Origin of the sequence: Promicromonospora citrea (assembly GCF_013004695.1) — a bacterium.
GTDB lineage: Bacteria > Actinomycetota > Actinomycetes > Actinomycetales > Cellulomonadaceae > Promicromonospora > Promicromonospora citrea.
The window spans coordinates 1-19,341 of the sequence record NZ_JABEMG010000060.1; the positions used below are offsets into that span (position 1 = coordinate 1).

Sequence of the window (19,341 nt, forward strand, 5' to 3'; positions counted from 1 at the left end):
CGTGCCCTTCGCGCTCGTCGCCCTGCTCGTCGCCCGGCCCGGGCTGGCCGCCCGCCTCCAGGGCGTGCGGCGCAGGCTGCCGGCGGGGCCGCTCCGGCCGACCGCGCGCGACCGCGGCGCACGGGGTGCCGCCCCGGTGCGCGGCGTGCCGTCGGCCGTGCTGGGGCTCTCGGGCGCGCTGCTGCTGAGCCTGCTCTTCGCGGCCGCGCTGCTCCCCGTGCCCGGGGCCGACGCGGCGGGCGAGGAGTCGGGCTCGCTGGCCGGCGCCCCGCCGATAGTGCCGCCCGGCGGCGACCTCGTGGTGATCGGTACGCAGGGCCTGCGATGGACCGACGTCCAGCCGTCGCTCGACACCGGCCAGGCCCCCGCCCCGACCCTGTACGGCCTGCTCACCGACGGCGCCGACGCCGCGGGCCTCACCCTGCCCAACGGGCGCGCGGCGCGCTGCCCGGACAGCGGCTGGCTGAGCCTCTCGGCCGGACGGCTCCCCGAGATCGCCGACGAGCGCGACGCCGAGCGTCACTGGGTCTGCGACGACATCACGGTCTCGGCCGCTCCGGACGCGGGCCAGGACGACGCGGGCCAGGACGACGCGGCGGACCGGCAGCAGGGCCGGGAGGCCGACGGCGCACCGGTCCCCGGCGGCCCCGCCGTCGTCGACCAGTGGGACCGGCTGCTCGACCTGCAGCGCGGATCGGGCTACGCGGCCCGGCCCGGCCTGCTCGGCGACGCCCTGGCGGGCGACGCGGCGGCGGGCACGTGCGCGACGGCGGTCGGGCCGGGCGCGGCGGTCGCGCTCGCCACGCGGGACGGTGGCGTGGGCCGCTACTTCGACCTCGACGCCGCGGTGGCGGACGGCTCCGGCGCCTGGGAGTGCCCCGTCACGGTGGTCGACGCCGGGTCCGCGCTGCTCGACGTCGCGGAGCGCGCGGAGCTCGAGCGCGAGCCGGGCGGCCGCGAGCGGGTCGAGGAGCTGCGCGCCGACCTGGTCGCCGACGTCGACCTCGCGGTGTGGCGGATCCTCGACGCCGTCCCCGCCGACGCCACGGTGCTCGTGGTCGACGTCGCGACCGTGCCGGGGCACGCGCTGGAGCTCGGCATGGCGATGCTGCGACCGTCGTCCGAGGACGAGGGCCTGCCGCGGTACCTGGCGAGCGCGGCGACCCGCACGGAGGGCGTCGCCCGGCTGACCGACGTCCCGGCCGCGGTGCTCGGCGCCGTCGGGGTGGAGCCGCCGACCGGCATCGACCCGACCCCGCTCGTGCGCGCGGGGCAGCGCCCGGCCTCGGCCTGGCTGACCGCCGACGGGCTCGCCGACATGACCGCGCGCGACCACGTGCGCCGCGACGCGTACGGCTGGCTCGTCGACGTGCCGTTCTGGCTGGGCCTCGGGCTCGCCGCGGTGTGCGGGTGGGCGGCCCGCCGGGGCCGGGCGGGTGCGCCGAGCGGCTGGCGCCGTGTCGCGGAGCCGGCCGCGACCGTGCTCGCCGCTCTGCCCGCGGGCGGGTTCCTCGTGTCGCTGACCGGGTGGTGGCGGTTCGACATGCCCGTCCTGGCGATCGTCGTGGCGACCGCGCTCGTCACGGCGGCCGTCACGGGGCTGAGCCTGCTCGCGCCACGCCGTCCGCTCTGGGCGGCGCCCGCGGTGGTCGCGGGCATCACGTTCGTGGCGCTCACCGTGGACGCGCTCTTCGGCACCCCCCTCAACCGGGCGGCCCCGCTGGGCTCCGCCCCGACGTTCGGCGCCCGGTTCTACGGGTTCGGCAACCCCACGTTCTCGGTCTACGCCGTCGCGGCGATCGTGCTCGCGGCCGCCCTGGCCCAGCTCCTCGTGACGCGCGGGCGGCGCGTGCTGGCCACGGTCGCGGTCGCGGCGGTCGGCGTCGTCGCGATGGCCGTCGACGTGCTGCCCACCCTCGGGGCCGACCTCGGCGGCGGCCTCGTGCTCGTGCCCGCCTTCGTCGTGGTGGCGACGGCGGCGTCGGGCCTGCGGCTGACGTTCTGGCGGTTCACCGGTGTCGCGGCGGCCGGCGTGGGCGTCGTCGCGCTCGTGGGCGTGCTGGACTGGCTGCGGCCGGCCGAGGACAGGTCCCACCTCGGCCGGTTCGTGGGCCAGGTGATCGACGGCGAGGCCGTCGAGACCGTGGTGCGCAAGGCCCTCTACGCGGTGGGCTCCGTCACGGGCGGCCCGGCGGTCTGGGCGACGGTGCTCGTGCTCGTGGTGGTCGGGCTCGCCCTGTTCGGGCCCGCCGGCTGGCGCGAGCGGCTGACCCCCGCCTGGTTCACGGCGGCGCAGGAGCGCTGGGAGCTGTTCCGCCCGGCCCTGGTCGCGATGTGGGCGATGGCGGTGCTGGGCTCGCTCGTCAACGACTTCGGCCTGCGGATCGCCGTCATCGCGCTCATCCCCGCTGTACCGCTCGTCACCCTGGTGGCCCTGCGCACGAAATCTCTCGCGCCGCCCCGCTAGGCTCGACCCGTGATCGATCTGAGACTTCTGCGCGACAACCCCGACGTCGTCCGCGCGAGCCAGGTGGCCCGCGGCGACGACCCCGACCTCGTGGACGCGGCGCTCGACGCCGACGCGCGCCGGCGCTCCTCCCTGACGGAGTTCGAGAGCCTGCGCGCGGAGCAGAAGTCCCTCGGCAAGCAGGTGGCGCAGGCCCAGGGCGACGAGAAGCAGGCCCTGCTGGCGCGCACCAAGCAGCTCGCGCAGGACGTCAAGCAGCACCAGGCCACGGCGGCCGAGGCCGAGCAGGAGCTCGAGCGGGTGCTGTACTCGATCGCCAACGTGATCGAGGGCGCCCCGGCCGGCGGCGAGGAGGACTACGTCGAGCTCAAGCAGGTCGGCACGCCACGCGACTTCGCGGCGGAGGGCTTCGAGCCCCGCGACCACCTCGAGCTGGGCGAGGGGCTCGGCGCGATCGACACCAAGCGCGGCGCGAAGGTGTCCGGCGCACGCTTCTACTTCCTCACGGGCATCGGTGCGCGCCTCGAGCTCGCCCTGCTGAACATGGCCATGGACCAGGCCGTGCAGGAGGGCTTCACGCCCATGATCACGCCGACCCTCGTCAAGCCGGAGACCATGCAGGGCACGGGCTTCCTCGGCGCGCACGCGGACGAGATCTACCGCCTCGAGAAGGACGACCTGTACCTGGTCGGCACGTCGGAGGTGGCCCTGGCCGGCTACCACAGCGACGAGATCGTCGACCTGTCGGACGGCCCGCTGCGCTACGCGGGGTGGAGCGCCTGCTACCGGCGGGAGGCCGGGTCGGCGGGGCGGGACACGCGCGGCATCATCCGCGTGCACCAGTTCCAGAAGGTCGAGATGTTCAGCTACTGCGCCCCCGAGGACGCGGAGGCGGAGCACCAGCGCCTGCTGGCCTGGGAGGAGGCCATGATGGCCAAGGTCGAGCTGCCGTACCGCGTCATCGACACCGCGGCGGGCGACCTCGGCTCGTCGGCGGCCCGGAAGTTCGACTGCGAGGCGTGGCTGCCGACGCAGGACCGCTGGCTCGAGCTCACCTCGACGTCCAACTGCACGACCTTCCAGGCGCGGCGCCTCGGCGTCCGCGAGCGGACGGCGGACGGCTCGACCCGCAACGTCGCGACCCTGAACGGCACGCTCGGGACGACGCGCTGGATCGTCGCGATCCTCGAGAACCACCAGCAGCCGGACGGCTCGGTGCGCGTGCCGGAGGGCCTGCGCCCGTACCTCGGTGGCCTCGAGGTCATGGAGCCGGTGAAGTAGTCGACGCCTCCCGGCCGCCCGGTGTTCACGGGCGGCCGGTTAGGGTGCGGGTGTGGCCCGCGACTCCCGGAAGCTCATCGCCCTCGACATCGACGGCACCCTCGTCACGTACGACGACGTGCTGTCGGACGCGGCGCGCGAGGCGGTGGCCGCCGTCCGCGCGGCGGGCCACCACGTGGTGCTCGCCTCAGGACGGTCGCTCATCGCGATGACGCCGGTCGCCGCGGCGCTCGGGATCTCCGACTCCTGGATCGTCGCGTCGAACGGCGCGGTCACCGCGCGGCTCGACCCCGCCGCCGAGACGGGGTACGTGCTCGAGCGGGTCGAGACCTTCGACCCCGAGCCGGTGCTGCGCATGCTCAAGGAGGAGCTGCCGCACGCGCGGTACGCGGTGGAGGACGTCGGCGTGGGCTTCCGGATGAACGAGCTCTTCCCCGAGGGCGAGCTCAACGGCGAGCACCGCGTGGTGGACTTCGAGGAGCTCTGGGCAGGGCAGGTCACCCGCATCGTGGTGCGCAGCCCCGGAGAGACGAGCGCGGAGTTCCACGAGATCGCGGCCCGGCTCGGGTTCGACGACGTCACCTACGCCGTCGGCTGGTCGGCCTGGATGGACATCGCGCCGCAGGGCGTGACCAAGGCGTCGGCGCTCGAGCGCGTGCGCGCGGCGCTCGGCGTCGCGCCGGAGGACACGGTCGCGGTGGGCGACGGCAGCAACGACATCGACATGCTGCGGTGGGCCGGCCGCGGCGTCGCGATGGGGCATGCGCTCGACGCCGTGCGGGACGCGGCCGACGAGGTCACCGGAGGCATCGACGACGACGGCGTCGTCGCCGTCCTGCGCTCGGTGGTCTGACGCGTCGATCTGCCGCGCCGATCTGCCGCGCCGGTCATGAAAAGCCCACGTCAGACCCCGTGACGCACCGTCGTGGCACAAAATACCGGCGAGTTGATCACACAGGTGAAACTTATTCGTGCAAAGGTATGGAAGCACGGGCGGATGCCTGTACATTTGGGCGCGATCCGTCGAAGGGTGACGGCGCTCACGGTGCCATGGGGGTACGTGATGATCCTGGACGACCAACCGGTGTCCATGCGAGTGCGCAACGGTGCGCCTCATCTGGTCGCCCTCGACATCGACGGGACCCTGTTGGTCACCGGGCAGCGCGTGCCCGAGCCGACGGTCCTCGCGGTGCAGCTCGTGCGCGGGAGGAACCACCACGTGGTCCTCGCCTCGGGCCGGTCGTTGACAGGGATCCTGCCCGTGGCCAGGGAGCTCGGCATCACCGACGGCTGGGTGGTCGCGTCCAACGGCGCCGTCACCGCGCGCCTGTGTGCGACCTGCACCGACGGGTACCAGCTCGAGGACGTGCTCACGTTCGACGTCGAGCCCGTGGCCCAGATGGCGCTCAGCCGCTTCCCCGACGTCCAGATGGGCGTCGAGGAGATCGGCGTCGGCTACCGCGTGAACCGGTTCTTCGAGCCGCACGAGGTCAACGGCGCGCAGCGCGTGGTCCCGGTCGAGGAGCTCGGCGAGCTGCCGGCCTCGCGCGCGATCGTGCGCGGCCCCGGCGTGCTGGACCTGCTGGAACCGCTGCGCAGGCACGGCGTCACCGCGACGCCCGCCGGGCCGGACTGGATCGACGTCACCCCGCGCGACCTGAGCAAGGCGACGTCGCTCGAGAACGTGCGCTCGGTGCTCGGGGTCGCCGCGCACAACACGCTGGCCGTCGGCGACGGCGTCAACGACATCGAGATGCTCACCTGGGCGGCGCGCTCCGTCGCCATGGGGCACGCCCCGGACGAGGTGAAGGCGATCGCCGACGAGACCGTCGGCGACATCACGCAGCACGGCGTGATCCAGGCGCTCAAGACCCTGATCTGAGTCCGCGCCGCCGGGTCCGCCCGCTGCGGGCGCCGCGTCAGCGGGCGGTGAGCACCAGCGGGTCGCCGTCGGTGATGGCGATGGTGTGCTCCGAGTGGGCGCCGCGCGACCCGTCGGACGAGCGCAGGGTCCAGCCGTCGGGGTCGGTGAAGATCTCGTCCGTGGTCTCGAGGAACCACGGCTCCACGGCGATCACGAGGCCCGGCCGGAGCGGGAACCCGCGGCCCGCGCGCCCGTCGTTCGGCACGTGCGGGTCGCCGTGCATGGTGCGGCCGACGCCGTGCCCACCGAAGTCCGTGTTGATCGAGTACCCGGCCGCGTGCGCGACCTCGGCGATCGCCGCGGAGATGTCGCCGATCTTCTTGCCCGGCCGCGCGGCCGCGATGCCGGCCTCGAGCGCGACCTCGGTGGTGCGGATGAGCTTCGCGTCCGCCTCGGCGCGGCCCGGTGCGGGCTCGCCGACGACGAACGACAGGGCGGAGTCGGCGACCCAGCCGTTCACGGACGCCGCGAAGTCGATGGAGAGCAGGTCACCACCGCGCAGGGCGTAGTCGTGCGGCAGGCCGTGCAGCACGGCGTCGTTGACCGAGGTGCAGATGACCTTGCCGAAGGGCATGGCGCCGAAGGACGGGTGGTAGTCGATGTAGCACGACTCCGCGCCCTGGTCCCGGATCATCTTGTGCGCGATCTCGTCCAGCTCGAGCAGGTTCACACCGACGCCCGCGGCCTCCCGGACGGCCAGCAGCACGTCCGCGACGAAGCGTCCGGCCGGGCGCATCTCCTCGATCTCGCGGGGCGTCCTGAGCTCGATCATGGCGGTCCTTCCGTCGGTGCACCGGGCGTTCCGGGGTGTGGGTCGTGCGGGACAAGCCTACGTCCCGCACCGGTTCGGCGGTCGCGCCGTTGCGTGCGTCCGACCTGGGGATTCACCCCTCTTGGGGCGAGCCGACGATTGAAACGGTTTCGTAATGCAAACGCGTGCTGTGTGGGCTTGCATTGGACGGTGAACCACGGTTGCGTTGAGGAAGGGCAACCTGGCAGTCTGCCGGGCCGTACCCGCACGTCTGAGGGTCATGGAGCCCACGAAGCAGTGGAGGAGCAAGAGATGACTATCCGGATGGCTTCACGACGCCGGGCTGCCGCTGTCGCGGCGACCGGCGCGAGCCTCGCCCTGATCCTGACGGCCTGTGCCGACACCGACGACGGCGGTGGCGACGGCGGCGGCGGCGGGGAGGCCGCCGCGTACGAGATCGACTGTGCCGCCTACGACGAGTTCGGCGACCTCGAGGGGAAGACGGTCTCCGTCTACACGACGATCGTCGAGCCCGAGGCCGAGACGCAGACGGCGTCGTACGAGCCGTTCGAGGAGTGCACGGGCGTCACGATCGACTACGAGGCCTCGCGCGAGATGGAGGCGCAGATCGCGACGCGCGTCCAGGCGGGCAACCCGCCGGACATCGCGATCCTGCCGCAGCCGGGTCTGCTCCAGTCGCTCGTGCGCGACTACGACGCGGTGCTCCCTGCCCCCGAGCAGGTCGAGGCCAACGTCGACGAGGGCTGGGCGCCCGAGTGGAAGGAGTACGGCACGGTCGACGGCACGTTCTACGCCGCGCCGCTGGGCTCCAACGTGAAGTCGTTCGTCTGGTACTCGCCCTCGATGTTCGAGGAGGCGGGCTACGAGGTCCCCGAGACCTGGGACGAGCTGCTGGACCTCACGGCGACGATCGCCGAGAGCAACGAGGGCGCCACGCGTCCCTGGTGCGCCGGCGTCGAGTCCGGTGACGCCTCCGGCTGGCCGGGCACCGACTGGATCGAGGACGTGGTGCTCCGCACCGCGGGCCCGGACGTCTACGACCAGTGGTACAGCCACGAGATCCCGTTCAACGACCCGCAGATCGTCGACGCCTGGGACGCCGCGGGCGAGATCCTCAAGAACCCGGACTACGTGAACGGCGGCCTGGGCGGCGTCGACTCGATCGCGACGTCGACCTGGACGGACGCGGGCTACCCGATCCTCGACGGCAACTGCTGGATGCACCGCGCGGCGAACTTCTACGCGACGCAGTGGCCCGAGGGCACGGAGGTGGCGCCGGACGGCGACGTCTACGCCTTCTACCTGCCGGCGGAGACCACCGACGAGCGCCCCACCCTCGTGGCCGGCGAGTTCATCGGCGCGTTCACCGACCGCCCCGAGGTCCAGGCCTTCCAGACCTACCTGTCGAGCGCCGACTGGGCCAACGCCAAGGCGGCGGCCACGCCGTCCGGCGGCTGGGTGAGCGCGAACAAGGGTCTCGACCCCGAGCTCCTGGCGACGGACTTCGACAAGCTCTCCGCCGAGATCCTCGCGGACGAGGCCACGGTGGCCCGCTTCGACGCGTCCGACCTGATGCCCGCGTCGGTGGGTACGGACACGTTCTGGAACGGCATCATCGAGTGGTTCGCGAGCGACAAGTCCAGCGAGGACGTCACCACCACCATCGAGAACTCCTGGCCGAAGAACTGACGGCCGGACCTCGAGCCTGACGCGCGGAGGCGTGGGACCCCGGTCCCACGCCTCCGCCGTCCTAGGCTGAGGCCGGGAACCGTCAAGGACGACCGGACCAGGACAGCGACAGGAGAAGAGCCATGGACTGGCTGCTGCACGCCGGGGACGACCCGGGGCACAAATTCTTGTTGATGCTCATCGGTATCGCGCTGTTCGTCGCGCTGATGGGCATCATCCTCTTCGTGGTCGACCGACCGCGTAACCCGCCCCGCTGGTTCGTGGGCTTCGGCTTCACCGGCGCGGCGCTGCTGCTGCTCCTGCTGGGTCTCGTGTACCCGGCGGTGCGGACCATCGCCAACTCGTTCATGAACCGCAACAGCACGGGGTTCGTCGGGCTCGACAACTACGCGCGGGCCTTCACCGAGCCGCAGTTCCTCCTGGTGCTCGGCAACACGGCGCTGTGGGTGCTCGTCGCGCCGATCGTCGCCACCTTCGCCGGCCTCGCCTACGCGTACCTCGTCGACAAGAGCCGCTTCGAGGCGGTGGCCAAGGGGCTCGTGTTCCTCCCCATGGCGATCTCCATGGTGGGCGCGTCGATCATCTGGAAGTTCGTCTACGAGTTCAAGCCCGCCGGCGTCGACCAGACGGGCCTGCTCAACCAGTTCATCGTCTGGCTCGGCGGGGAGCCCCAGCAGTTCCTCCTCAGCCGGCCGCTGAACACCTTCCTCATCATGGTGGTGTTCATCTGGATCCAGGCGGGCTTCGCGATGACGCTGCTCTCGGCGTCGATCAAGGCGATCCCGGACGACATCATCGAGGCGGCCCGCCTCGACGGCGTCTCGGGGCTCGGCATGTTCTGGCGCATCACCATCCCGAGCATCCGGCCGGCCCTCGTGGTCGTGCTCACCACGATCGCGATGACGACGCTCAAGACCTTCGACATCGTCCGCACGATGACCGCGGGCCAGTACGGCACGTCGATCGTGGCCCTGGAGTTCTACGACCAGCGGTTCCGCCAGGGTGACGCCGGCCTGAGCGCCGCCCTCGCCGTGCTGCTCTTCGTCATCGTGATCCCGGTGATCATCTACAACGTGCGGCAGCAGCGTCTGTCGGAGGAGGTCCGATGAGCACCGTGGAGGCAGCAACCCCCGCGCCCGAGGTGCCGAGGCCGGCGAGCTCGTCGTCGATGAGCGACCGGGCGCGCAAGGCGCGTAAGGCCCTGTCCAACCCGTGGGCGAGCACGCTCGCCGTCGTCATCGCGATCCTGTGGACCATCCCGACCGTCGGTCTCCTCGTCACGTCGTTCCGCCCGGAGCTCGACGTGCGGCGCAGCGGCTGGTGGACCGTCTTCGGCGACGCCCTGGCCGGCGAGGGCGTGTTCTCGCTGCGCAACTACGAGACCGCGCTGTTCGACGGCTCGACGAACCTGGCCACCTACTTCGTCAACTCGTTCGTGGTGACGCTGCCGGCCGTGTTCATCCCGATCACCGTCGCGCTGCTGGCCGCGTACGGCTTCGCGTGGATCGACTTCAAGGGCCGCGACTTCCTGTTCATCGCGGTGTTCGCCCTGCAGATCGTGCCCATCCAGATCACGCTCGTGCCGCTGCTGACGGCCTACGTCGACCTGGGGGTCAACGGCACGTTCTGGGCGATCTGGTTGTCGCACTCGGCCTTCGCGCTGCCGCTGGCCACGTTCCTGCTGCACAACTTCATGAAGGACATCCCGGCCTCGCTGGTCGAGGCGGCCCGCATGGACGGCGCCGGCCACGTGCAGGTGTTCTTCCGGGTCGTGCTGCCGCTCCTCACGCCCGCGCTCGCGGCGTTCGGCATCTTCCAGTTCCTGTGGGTGTGGAACGACCTGCTGGTCGCCCTGATCATGGGCAAGCCGGACACGTTCCCGCTCACGGTGCGTGTCGCGGAGCTCGCGGGTTCGCGCGGTGGTGACTGGCACGTGCTGTCGGCCGGTGCGTTCATCTCGATGATCGTCCCGCTCATCGTGTTCCTGTCGCTGCAGCGGTACTTCGTCCGCGGCCTCCTGGCAGGCTCGGTCAAGGGCTGACCCACCCCCCCCGACGCCGAGGGAGCCGTCGGTGCGCAGGATGCGGTGGCACGGCACGAACAGGGCCGCCGCGTTCATCGCGCACGCCCCCGCGGCCGCACGCACGGCCGCCGGGCGGCCGGCCCGCGTCGCGTACTGCGTGTACGTGAGCCGCTCGCCGGCCTTGACCTTGCGCAGCACGTCCCAGGCGTGCGCACGGAACGGTCCGCTCGCCTGTCGCACGGGCACGCGGCCGGGAGCGTCGTGGTCGCCGTCGTAGTAGGCGGCCACGGCAGCGGCGGCCTCCTCGAGCACCCCCTCCGGGGCCGACGACGGCGCGGGCGGGTCGGTGCGCCCCGGGCCCCGCAGCGTGGGGTGCACGAGCGCGAGCAGCGCGGCGAGGTCCTCGGTCCAGCCGGAGGCGAGGACGGCGTCATCGGCGGCGAGGATGCTGAACGGGCCGTCGGGGGTGGTCAGGGTCGTGGCGTGCAGCATGGTCTGCCTTTCGTGAGAGGTATCCGGGGGGCTGCCCGGGAAGGTCAGGCGGAGCGCCAGAGGTGCATCGCGGCGTAGGAGCGCCAGGGCGCCCAGGCCGCGCCGCGCCGGGCGAGCTCCTTGAACTGGTGCGGCCGGGGCACGTCGGCGGGGACGAGGCCGAGGGTGCGGGCCCCCGCGAGCAGGGCGACGTCGCCGTCCATCAGGACGTCGGGGTCGCCCAGCACGCGCAAGGCGACGTACCCGGCGGTCCACGGCCCGATGCCGGGCCGTGCGACGAGGCGTCGGCGCAGGTCGTCGGGGTCGTCGCCGACGCTCAGGGTGAGGCTGCCCTCCGCGAGGTCGCGGGCCGCCGCGACCACGGTGCCGAGGATCCGGGCGGGCAGCCGCAGGTACGCCTGCGCCGCGGTACCGGCCTCGCCGGCGGGGGCCGCGATCTCGTGCGGTGCCGGGAACAGCCGGTCGAGGCCCGGGATCGCCGAGACGTACGGGCGGCCCGCGCCGTGCGCCAGCCGGGTGAGGTGCGTGCGCGCCGCCGCGACGCTGATCTGCTGGCCGACGACCGCGCGGACCAGCAGCTCGGCGGGGTCGACGGCGCCCGGCACGCGGATGCCCGGCACCGCGGCGACGGACGGGGCGAGCACGGGGTCGGCCGCGAGGGCGTCGTCGACGGCCACGGGGTCGGCGTCGAGGTCGAGCAGCCGGCGCACGCGGGCGACGGCGACGGGTGCGTCGGCGAGGTCGGCGAGCTCGAGGTCCAGCTCGACGCGGCCGGACCCCGTCCGGGGCACCCGGACGTCGAACGCGCCGGGCCCGTGCGGCAGCAGCACGGTGCGCGCGTACCGCAGGTCGGGGCCGACGTCGGCCGCCTCGACCCCGGGGATCGCGCGCACGGCGAGGAACTCGACGACCCCGCGTGCGTCGAACGGCTCGCGCACGGGCAGCGTGAGCGAGATGCGCACCGCCTCGCGTGGCCCGTCGCCCGGGGCCTGACCGGCCCCCGCCCGCCGCGCCGGACGGCGGGCGGCCGCACGGGCGCGCAGGTCCGACGGCGTCGTGCCGAAGACCTCGGCCACCGTGTCGTTGAACTGCCGGATCGAGCCGAACCCCGCGGCGAACGCGACGTCCGCCAGCCGCAAGGACGTGCCCACGAGCAGCGCGCGGGCCGTCTGTGCGCGCTGGGCCCGCGCGAGGGCGAGCGGCCCTGCGCCGAGCTCGGCGACGAGCAGCCGGTGCAGCTGGCGCTCGGAGTAGCCCAGCCGCGTGGCCAGGCCTGAGACGCCCTCACGGTCCACGACGCCGTCGGCCACGAGCCGCATCGCGCGCCCGGCGAGGTCGCGACGCAGGTCCCACGCGGGGGTGCCCGGCGCGGCCTCGGGCAGGCAGCGCTTGCAGGCGCGGAAGCCGGCCTCGTGCGCGGCCGCCGAGGTGAGGTAGAACGACACGTTCTCCGCCTTCGGCGTGCGCGCGGGGCACGAGGGGCGGCAGTAGATGCCGGTGGTGCGCACCGCGGTGAAGAACTGGCCGTCGAACCGGGCGTCGCGCGCGGCGATGGCGCGGTAGCGCTCGGTGAACGCGGGATCACGGGTGTCGACGTCGGTCATGACCACCATCCTGCGCCCACGCACCCGGCCAGGACTAGCGGGATTCGGACACGACAGTGACGCGGGTCAGACGGTCGCGTCCAGCCAGTCGAGGACCGTCGACAGGTACGTCTCGCGCGCGGCCGGGGGCGAGAGAGCCAGGTCGTGCGCACCACCCTCGATCACCCTGACCTCCACGGCGGCGCCGAGCCGCGGGGCGCGCGCGTGCATGTGCGCGACGTCCAGCACCGCGTCCGTGCTGAGCATCAGCGCGGCCTCGCCGCCGTCGGGGCCGGTGCGGTCGCTCGTGCACACGAGGGTGGGGCAGTCGACGGCGAGCCCGCGCCCCACCTCCCGGTGGCCGCGGCGGATCGCCGCCAGCCAGCCGGCCCGCACGGGGAAGCCGTCGAACGGCTTCCAGCGCAGGTCGTACTCCCACTCGCCGCCCGTGGTGCGGTGCAGCGCCCGCCCGTAGTCGCCGCCCAGGTGGCTGACCACCGTGCGGGGCGCGACCCGGCCGAGCACGTAGACGGCCCGCGTGGCGAGCACGCGGTCCGACCAGCTCCCCCGCAGGTCCAGCCACGGGCTGTTGAGCACGAGCGCCGTGACCCGCCCGGGCCGCGCGTGCGCGTACCGGGCCGTGACGAGCCCGCCGGTCGAGTGGCCCAGAAGCACCAGGCCCGTGTGCCCGTCCTCCGCGACCGCCGCCGCGGCCGCGTCCAGGTCCTCGAGGTAGAGGTCGAGGTCGTCCACCATGTTCGGGTCACCGCCCGACGCCGCCCACGCGTCGATCGACCGCCCGTGCCCGCGCAGGTCGACGGCGTAGAAGGGGTAGCCGCGCCGTGCGACCTCCTGTGCGAGGTGTCGCTGGAAGAAGTAGTCCGCGAAGCCGTGCACGTAGAGCACCGGCGGACGCCCGGTGCGCGGGCCGTCGTCGGGCACGTGCCGCACCAGCGTGGCCTCGGGGGCGGCGTCCGCCCGCCCGCGCCGGCCCCGCCGTCGGCCCGCTGGGACCGGGAGCCGGAGCGTGCGGGCCTCGAAGCCGGCGCCCAGCACGTCCTCGACCCAACCGTCCTCCGCCGCGGTCGGGTCGGCCTGCCTGTCGATACCCATGTCGCTCCCGTGCGTCGCCGGTGGTCAGGACCTGACGATAGGCCCCGCCACCCGGCCGGTGCGACAGGCTCCCCGTCGCGCGGGTCAGTACCCGGGCGGAAAGCTGGGAGGACGGCTCGGGTCGGCCGGTGTCACCTGCTCCTGCGGGTGCGCCGGCGGGCCGCCGTAGCCGGGACCGCCGCCCGGGGGAGCCCCGTGCGGGACCGGCGGCGCCCCGTACCCCGGGGGCGCCGGCACCGGAGCGGGCGGGTACGACGCCACGGGCCCGTCGGGCCTGCGGTCGCGCACCCGGAGCATGGCCTGCCACACGATGACGCCGATGAGCAGCAGGATCACCAGGCCGCTCAGACCGAGCACGAGCACCATCCACTCGGGCACCACGGGCAGCGTGACGACGGCCGGCTCCCCGCCTGCGGTGGCCTCGTCCCCGTCCGGGCCGACGGCGGCCCCGCGTGCGCTGATCTCCACCTTCTCGCCGACCGTCGGTTCCCAGCGCACGGTGGTGCCGTCGACGGTTCCGTTGGAGGAGCTCACCTCGCCCGGGAACGTGACGTCCACCGTGACGCTCAGGTTCTCGATCGACGCGGCGCCGCGCCCGCCCAGGCCCTCCTCGGTGAGGTCGAGCGTGCCGGAGAGCACGTAGTCGCCGCCCTCGCGCACCACCGAGATCGGCCAGCCCACCTGCTCGCCCACCCCGGCCAGGTCGCCCTCGGGGTAGACGTAGCGGGTGCCGGTGTAGCCGTCCTGCTCGAACTGCTCGGTCCGCACGGCGTCCCGCGCCGGGTCGTCCTGGTCGCGGGTGAGCATGTCGATGACGTCGTCGGGCGACTGGCCGGTCCGGTCCAGGTACCGGTCCTCCACGGCGAGCACCACGCTCGAGTCCACCCGGTCGTCCGGCTTGAGGTCGAGCTCGACGCCCATCCGCACGCACCCGGACAGAGCCAGGGTCAGTACGGCGGCGACTGCGGCGGTTCCGACGCGGCGGGTGGGGGTCACGGGGACAGCATGGCAACCAGGTGCTGGGATCCCCAAGCGCGGACACGGGGAGTTGTCCCCATGGCCAGGCCCGTCGCCCTCAGGCAGCGGCGGCCGTCGGTGTCGTGACGGCGGCCGCCCGGCGCCGCTCCTGGCGCAGCGCAGGCAGCAGGCAGACGGCGCCGAGCGTGCTGAACGCCCCGGCGATCACCATCGCCGCCGGGGTGGACAGCAGGTCGGCCAGCACACCGAGCACCGGGGAGGCCACGGAGAAGGCGGCGAACGCGAGCATGGAGGCCAGCGACAGCACCGTGGCGCGGTTCCGGGCCGAGGCCTCCCGGTGGAGCAGGGTCTGGTAGGCGGGCCCGCAGGCGCCGTGCAGGCAGTAGGTCACCAGGTAGGCGGCGACCAGGCCGACCGGGCCCAGCGCGAGACCCATCCACACGGCGCCGAGCCCGTTGAGCACGCGCGCGAGGATCGCGGTCCGTGCCACGCCGATGCGGGGCGTGGCGAGGCCGGTCAGCGCGGCGCCGCCCGCGAACACGGCCCATCCCGCGGCCGCCGCGGGGCCGGCGACGGCCGCACCGGCGGCGGTCCCGCCGAGCAGCTCGGACAGCCGGATGGGCTGGAACGTCTCGAAGACCACCATCCCGACGCTCCAGAACACCTCGACGCACAGCAGCCACCGCAGCACCCGGTTGTCGCGGGCGAGGCGCAGCCCGTCGCGGACGACGCCGGGCGCCTGTCGGGCGGACGCGACCACGCGGGCGGTGAGACCGGCGCCGCGGCCGGCGTCGTCGGACGGGTGGTGCGGCACCTCGCGGACCAGGAGCGTCACCGCGACGAGGTGGACCGCCGAGAGCGCGGCGTACGCGGCGTAGGGCAGCGCCAGCGCGGACCACGCGGCGAACGGGTGCCACCAGACGAGCCCGCCCGACACGAGCGCCCCCGCCGCCATCGAGACCCCCATGACCGTGCCCTGCGCGGCCAGCGGCCGGTCGACGTCGGCACCGGGCGTCGTCGTGTGCACCGTGTCCACGAACCAGGCCTCCAGGGGGCCCGAGTCGAGCGCCCGGAACGCACCCGTGGCGACGGCGGCCAGCACGAACGCCCAGAAGGACTGCGCGGTCAGGAACAGGACGCCCGAGCCGACCTGCAGCGTCGCCGCCGCGACGAGCAGGGGCTTGCGGCCCAGCGAGTCGGCCAGGCCGCTGGTGGGCAGCTCGAGGAGGAACACCGTGAACCCGGTGACGGACAGGGCGGTCAGGGTCTCGGTGACGGTGAGGCCGCGCTCGAGCGGCAGCAGGGTCGTCACCGTCACGACGAGGCCGACGGGGAACCAGCGCGTGAGGGTCAGCAGCAGGAAGACCTGCCGGGCCCGGGCGGGGGTGAGCGGGGTCACGACCGGTCCTTCCGCTGTTCGGTGGCGTCGGGGTCGTCGTCCCGGGAGGGGACGTCGTCCGGGTCGAGGGGGAACGCCGCCTGCCAGAACGTGATCCGGCGTGCGCCGGGCTGCGGCTCGGCGTCGAGGTAGCGGTCGAGCACCTCCTGCAGGTCACGGCGCAGGGCCTTGAGCTGGTCCGGGGTCACCGTGACCCACGCGTCGCCGAAGCCCGCCGCGTCCTGCCACTCGTCCGGCCACGCCTCCGCGACGTCGAGCCAGCGGCCGAACTCGGTGGTGAACAGGCGGAGGTAGTCGCGCTCCAGCCAGCCGAGGGCGGTGGCGGCGTCCTCGTCGTGCGCGAGCTCGGTCCGCTCCCAGCTGTGGGAGCTGGTGGCCGCGCGCCAGATGCGCTGCTTGCCCGTGCCCTCCCCGGTGTCGGTCACGAGGCCGACGGACGCGAGCTTGCGCAGGTGGTAGCTGGTGGCGCCCGAGTTGGTGCTGAGGGCCGTGGCCAGCGCGGTCGCCGTCGCGGGGCCGCCCTTGCGGAGTGCGCTGAGCAGGCGCGAGCGCAGGGGGTGGGCCAGCACCTTGACGGCCTCGGGGGTGAGGCGGAAGTCGTCCGAGAAGGTTGCCATGCGTGCACACTAACTGTGCACGACAAGTGTGCACAAGGAGTGTGCAGAAAAATTATGTACGCGAGGTGCGCGGCAGAGGGCGCGGGGAGGGGGGCTCTCAGAGCAGCATGACCACGGCGGCGGTCACGCCGACCACGACGACGACCACCCGGAACACGGTGGGCGACATCCTGCGGCCGATCCGTGCGCCGAGGTAGCCGCCCACGAGCGACCCGGCGGCGAGCAGGCCGATCGCACCCCAGTGCAGGTCGGCCACGACCACGAAGATCGCGGACGCGACGACGTTCGCCGCCATGACGGCGAGCGTCTTGAGCGCGTTGACGATGCGGACGGGCAGGTCCGTGCCGAGGCCGAGCACCGCCGCCATCATGACGCCGGACCCGGCGCCGAAGTAGCCGCCGTAGGTGCCGGTGAGCACCGAGAAGACGACCGTGGCGGGCGACAGGTCGTGCCGCAGGCGCGCGGGCTCGTTCCGGGTGCGCCGCAGCCACCGGCTGATCCACGGCTGCGCCCCGACCAGGAGGCAGGAGAGCAGGATCAGCCACGGCACGACCGTCTCGAACACCCCCGGCGGCAGCGTGAGGAGCAGCACGGCCCCGGCGACCGACCCGACGCCGCAGGTCACGAGCACGATCAGGGTCGCGCGCGGGTGCTCGCGCAGCTCGGCGCGGTACCCGAAGGAGCCGCTCAGCGACCCGGCCAGCAGGCCCACCGTGTTGGACGCGTTCGCGACGACGGGTGGCAGCCCGACGGCGACCAGCACCGGGAAGCTGAGCAGCGACGCGACCCCGACCGTCGAGGTGAGGACGCCGGCCCCGACCCCGGCGCCGAGCACGCCGAGCGCCTCCCAGCCGGTCACCGCTCCTCGCCCCGCAGCAGCGCGACATCGCTGACCATCTCGACGTGCGCGTGCATCGCGGCGGCGGCGGCCTCGGGGTCGCGGGCCCGGATCGCCTCGGCGATGGTGCGGTGGCCCGAGAGCGAGTTGCGGGGGCGGCCGGGCTGCGAGAGCGACTCGATGCGGGTCTCGCGGATCAGGCTCGAGATCTCGCGCATCGTCTGCGCCAGCAGGTCCGAGTGCGCCGCCGCGGTGACGGCGGCGTGGAACTGCTCGTCGGCGTCGACGCCGCGGTCCCCGTGCTCGATCGCCTCCTCCATCGCGGCGAGCGCCGCGTCGATCGCCGCGAGGTCCTCGTCGGTGCGGCGCTGTGCGGCGAGCGCGGCGATCTTGGTCTCCAGCGCGTCACGGATGTCGATGATCTCGGGGATCCGGTCGGCGTGGGCGCGGATGGCCTCGACGATGCGGCTCTCGCTGTGCCGCCCGGTCAGCACCGTGCCGTCGCCGTGCCGCACGACCACGACGCCCACCACCTCGAGCGCGACGAGGGCCTGGCTGAGCGTGGCGCGACTGACCCCGAGCCGTGCGGCCAGCTCGCGCTCGGGCGGCAGCCGGTCGCCCGAGCTGAGGCCGTTCTGGCGGATCCAGGTGGTGATCTGCTCGGCCACCTGCTCGTAGAGGCGGGTGCGGGCGAGCGGCGTCGGGAGGTCGGAGGGAGCCTGAGGAGTCACCTCCTGAGGGTACTTGACAGATGGCTCACTGGACTATTGGCTAGGCCACTGATCCATCGTGTGTCGCCGGTCAACGATGTCCGCCGCGATGGGAAGAGGAGTTGTCATGGGTCCTGAGTGGATCGCGATCATCGCGCTCGTCGCGTTGTTCGTCGCCGGGACGGTGCTGCCGATCAACATGGGTGCGCTCGCGTACGTGGCGGCCTGGTTCGTCGGCGTGTTCGCGCTGCAGATGGAGGAGAAGGAGGTGCTGGGCGGCATCAGTGCCGACCTGGTGCTCACCCTCATCGGCGTCACGTACCTGTTCTCGATCGCGAAGAACAACGGCACGGTCGACCTCATCGTGGCCAGAGCCGTCCAGGCCGTCGGCGGCCGCGTCGCGCTCATCCCCTGGGTGATGTTCGCCGTCACGGCCGTGCTCACCGCGATCGGCGCCGCCAGCCCCGCCGCCTGCGCCATCATCGGCCCGGTCGCGCTCGGCTTCGCGCGCCGCTACAAGATCAACCCGCTGATGATGGGCATGTTCGTCGTGCACGGCGCCCAGGGCGGCGGGTTCTCCCCGATCAGCATCTACGGCACCATCACCAACTCGGTGATGTCCGAGGTCGGCTACGAGGGCACCGCGATGGGCGTGTTCCTCGCGTCGCTCGGCGTCAACGTCGCGATGGCCGTCATCCTGTTCCTCGCCCTCGGCGGCCGCCGGCTCGTGCACGAGCGGGTCGACCCGGCCGAGGCGTCGTCGCATGTGGCCGACGACCTGCACGTGGGCGGCGCGTCGGTCACCGTCCGCGGCCAGGGCGTCGGCGTCTCCACCACCACGCAGGCCGTCGGCGTCCGCCGCGACCACGTGCTCACGCTCCTCGCCTTCGCGGGCGTCGCCGTCACCGCCCTCGCGTTCGACCAGAACATCGGCTTCGTCTCGATCACCGCCGCGGTCGTCCTCGCGATGCTGTCGCCCAAGCAGCACAAGGACGCCGTCAAGCAGATCGCGTGGCCCACCGTGCTGCTCGTCGCGGGCGTCAGCACCTACGCCTTCATCCTCACGGAGGCGGGCGTGCCCGAGTACATCGGCAACTGGGCCGCGGGCCTGGGCGTCGTCGCGATCGGCGCGCTCGTCCTGTGCTACGTCGGCGGCATCGTCTCGGCGTTCGCGTCCTCCACCGCGCTCCTGCCGGTGATCATCCCCATCGCCGTGCCGCTCATCGCGGCGGGCGGCGTCAGCCCGTGGGCCATGGCCGCTGCGCTCGCCGTCTCCTCGACGATCGTGGACGTGAGCCCCTTCTCCACGAACGGAGCCCTCATGCTCGCCAACCGCCCGGACACCATCTCCGAGCAGGCCTACTACAAGCAGATCCTCGGCTACGCCGTCATCGTCACCCTGGCCGGGCCGCTGCTGGTGTGGGCGATCCTCGTCCTGCCGGGCTGGTGAGCTCG

At 73.3% G+C, this 19,341-nt stretch carries 15 protein-coding genes and 2 pseudogenes; 8 read left to right on the forward strand and 9 right to left on the reverse strand.

What is annotated here, in order from left to right:
- The 4 genes and pseudogenes from HLB15_RS12780 to HLB15_RS12795 all read left to right on the forward strand — a co-directional run.
- Nucleotides 1–2,467, forward strand: a pseudogene (locus HLB15_RS12780) (hypothetical protein); the annotation flags it as partial.
- A 9-nt stretch (nucleotides 2,468–2,476) separates the two neighbouring features.
- Nucleotides 2,477–3,748, forward strand: coding sequence for a serine--tRNA ligase (serS, locus tag HLB15_RS12785; protein WP_171106152.1), 1,272 nt, complete (start codon nucleotides 2,477–2,479; stop codon nucleotides 3,746–3,748).
- Nucleotides 3,749–3,800: 52 nt separating this feature from the next.
- Entirely contained in the window at nucleotides 3,801–4,601 is an 801-nt protein-coding gene (locus tag HLB15_RS12790; RefSeq protein WP_171106153.1) for an HAD family hydrolase, read from the forward strand.
- A gap of 237 nt (nucleotides 4,602–4,838) precedes the next feature.
- Nucleotides 4,839–5,630: an HAD family hydrolase gene (locus HLB15_RS12795; RefSeq protein WP_229784933.1), complete on the forward strand. Its 792-nt coding sequence runs from the start codon at nucleotides 4,839–4,841 to the stop codon at nucleotides 5,628–5,630.
- Nucleotides 5,631–5,667: 37 nt separating this feature from the next.
- Here HLB15_RS12795 and map read toward each other — a convergent pair whose 3' ends face one another.
- Nucleotides 5,668–6,444: a type I methionyl aminopeptidase gene (map, locus tag HLB15_RS12800; protein ID WP_171106155.1), complete on the reverse strand. Its 777-nt coding sequence runs from the start codon at nucleotides 6,442–6,444 to the stop codon at nucleotides 5,668–5,670.
- A 291-nt stretch (nucleotides 6,445–6,735) separates the two neighbouring features.
- Between map and HLB15_RS12805 the strand changes: the two genes are divergently transcribed.
- From HLB15_RS12805 to HLB15_RS24230, 3 genes are all read left to right on the forward strand, one after another.
- Nucleotides 6,736–8,133, forward strand: coding sequence for an ABC transporter substrate-binding protein (locus tag HLB15_RS12805; protein ID WP_229784903.1), 1,398 nt, complete (start codon nucleotides 6,736–6,738; stop codon nucleotides 8,131–8,133).
- Between the two features lie 122 nt (nucleotides 8,134–8,255).
- A complete protein-coding gene (locus HLB15_RS12810; RefSeq protein WP_171106156.1) occupies nucleotides 8,256–9,242 on the forward strand; it encodes a carbohydrate ABC transporter permease in 987 nt (328 codons plus the stop codon).
- Entirely contained in the window at nucleotides 9,239–10,174 is a 936-nt protein-coding gene (locus tag HLB15_RS24230) for a carbohydrate ABC transporter permease (RefSeq protein ID WP_189086858.1), read from the forward strand. The genes HLB15_RS12810 and HLB15_RS24230 overlap by 4 nt, the downstream gene beginning before the upstream one ends.
- Before the next feature lie 15 nt (nucleotides 10,175–10,189).
- Here the strand turns inward: HLB15_RS24230 and HLB15_RS24235 are convergent.
- The 8 genes and pseudogenes from HLB15_RS24235 to HLB15_RS12850 all read right to left on the reverse strand — a co-directional run.
- Nucleotides 10,190–10,648, reverse strand: a pseudogene (locus HLB15_RS24235) (methylated-DNA--[protein]-cysteine S-methyltransferase); the annotation flags it as partial.
- 44 nt (nucleotides 10,649–10,692) lie between these two features.
- Entirely contained in the window at nucleotides 10,693–12,252 is a 1,560-nt protein-coding gene (locus tag HLB15_RS12820; protein ID WP_171106157.1) for an AlkA N-terminal domain-containing protein, read from the reverse strand.
- Nucleotides 12,253–12,318: 66 nt separating this feature from the next.
- Nucleotides 12,319–13,344 (reverse strand): alpha/beta hydrolase, encoded by a 1,026-nt coding sequence (locus HLB15_RS12825; RefSeq protein WP_171106158.1) that lies wholly within the window; start codon nucleotides 13,342–13,344, stop codon nucleotides 12,319–12,321.
- 84 nt (nucleotides 13,345–13,428) lie between these two features.
- The gene (locus HLB15_RS12830; RefSeq protein WP_171106159.1) at nucleotides 13,429–14,340 is read right to left on the reverse strand and encodes an LppM family (lipo)protein; all 912 of its coding nucleotides are present in this window, start codon (nucleotides 14,338–14,340) and stop codon (nucleotides 13,429–13,431) included.
- 79 nt (nucleotides 14,341–14,419) lie between these two features.
- The gene (locus HLB15_RS12835) at nucleotides 14,420–15,721 is read right to left on the reverse strand and encodes an MFS transporter (protein ID WP_171106160.1); all 1,302 of its coding nucleotides are present in this window, start codon (nucleotides 15,719–15,721) and stop codon (nucleotides 14,420–14,422) included.
- Nucleotides 15,718–16,338: a winged helix-turn-helix domain-containing protein gene (locus tag HLB15_RS12840; RefSeq protein WP_171106161.1), complete on the reverse strand. Its 621-nt coding sequence runs from the start codon at nucleotides 16,336–16,338 to the stop codon at nucleotides 15,718–15,720. The genes HLB15_RS12835 and HLB15_RS12840 overlap by 4 nt, the downstream gene beginning before the upstream one ends.
- 97 nt (nucleotides 16,339–16,435) lie before the next feature.
- On the reverse strand, nucleotides 16,436–17,197 hold the full coding sequence (locus HLB15_RS12845; protein ID WP_171106162.1) for a sulfite exporter TauE/SafE family protein: 762 nt from the start codon (nucleotides 17,195–17,197) through the stop codon (nucleotides 16,436–16,438).
- Nucleotides 17,194–17,907 (reverse strand): FadR/GntR family transcriptional regulator, encoded by a 714-nt coding sequence (locus HLB15_RS12850; protein ID WP_171106163.1) that lies wholly within the window; start codon nucleotides 17,905–17,907, stop codon nucleotides 17,194–17,196. Before HLB15_RS12850 ends, HLB15_RS12845 begins: the two co-directional genes overlap by 4 nt.
- Nucleotides 17,908–18,013: 106 nt before the next feature.
- On the opposite strand from HLB15_RS12850, the gene HLB15_RS12855 reads away from it, so the two are divergent.
- Complete coding sequence (locus HLB15_RS12855; protein WP_171106164.1) at nucleotides 18,014–19,336, forward strand: SLC13 family permease; 1,323 nt, start codon at nucleotides 18,014–18,016, stop codon at nucleotides 19,334–19,336.
- Nucleotides 19,337–19,341 lie beyond the last annotated feature (5 nt).

What these genes read in the sequence shown, in the direction of transcription:
- HLB15_RS12795 (WP_229784933.1), top strand. Translation starts at nt 4,839, where the DNA reads ATGCGAGTGCGCAACGGTGCGCCTCATCTGGTCGCCCTCGACATCGAC.
- map (WP_171106155.1), bottom strand. Translation starts at nt 6,444, where the DNA reads ATGATCGAGCTCAGGACGCCCCGCGAGATCGAGGAGATGCGCCCGGCC.
- HLB15_RS12805 (WP_229784903.1), top strand. Translation starts at nt 6,736, where the DNA reads ATGACTATCCGGATGGCTTCACGACGCCGGGCTGCCGCTGTCGCGGCG.
- HLB15_RS12810 (WP_171106156.1), top strand. Translation starts at nt 8,256, where the DNA reads ATGGACTGGCTGCTGCACGCCGGGGACGACCCGGGGCACAAATTCTTG.
- HLB15_RS24230 (WP_189086858.1), top strand. Translation starts at nt 9,239, where the DNA reads ATGAGCACCGTGGAGGCAGCAACCCCCGCGCCCGAGGTGCCGAGGCCG.
- HLB15_RS12820 (WP_171106157.1), bottom strand. Translation starts at nt 12,252, where the DNA reads ATGACCGACGTCGACACCCGTGATCCCGCGTTCACCGAGCGCTACCGC.
- HLB15_RS12825 (WP_171106158.1), bottom strand. Translation starts at nt 13,344, where the DNA reads ATGGGTATCGACAGGCAGGCCGACCCGACCGCGGCGGAGGACGGTTGG.
- HLB15_RS12840 (WP_171106161.1), bottom strand. Translation starts at nt 16,338, where the DNA reads ATGGCAACCTTCTCGGACGACTTCCGCCTCACCCCCGAGGCCGTCAAG.
- HLB15_RS12855 (WP_171106164.1), top strand. Translation starts at nt 18,014, where the DNA reads ATGGGTCCTGAGTGGATCGCGATCATCGCGCTCGTCGCGTTGTTCGTC.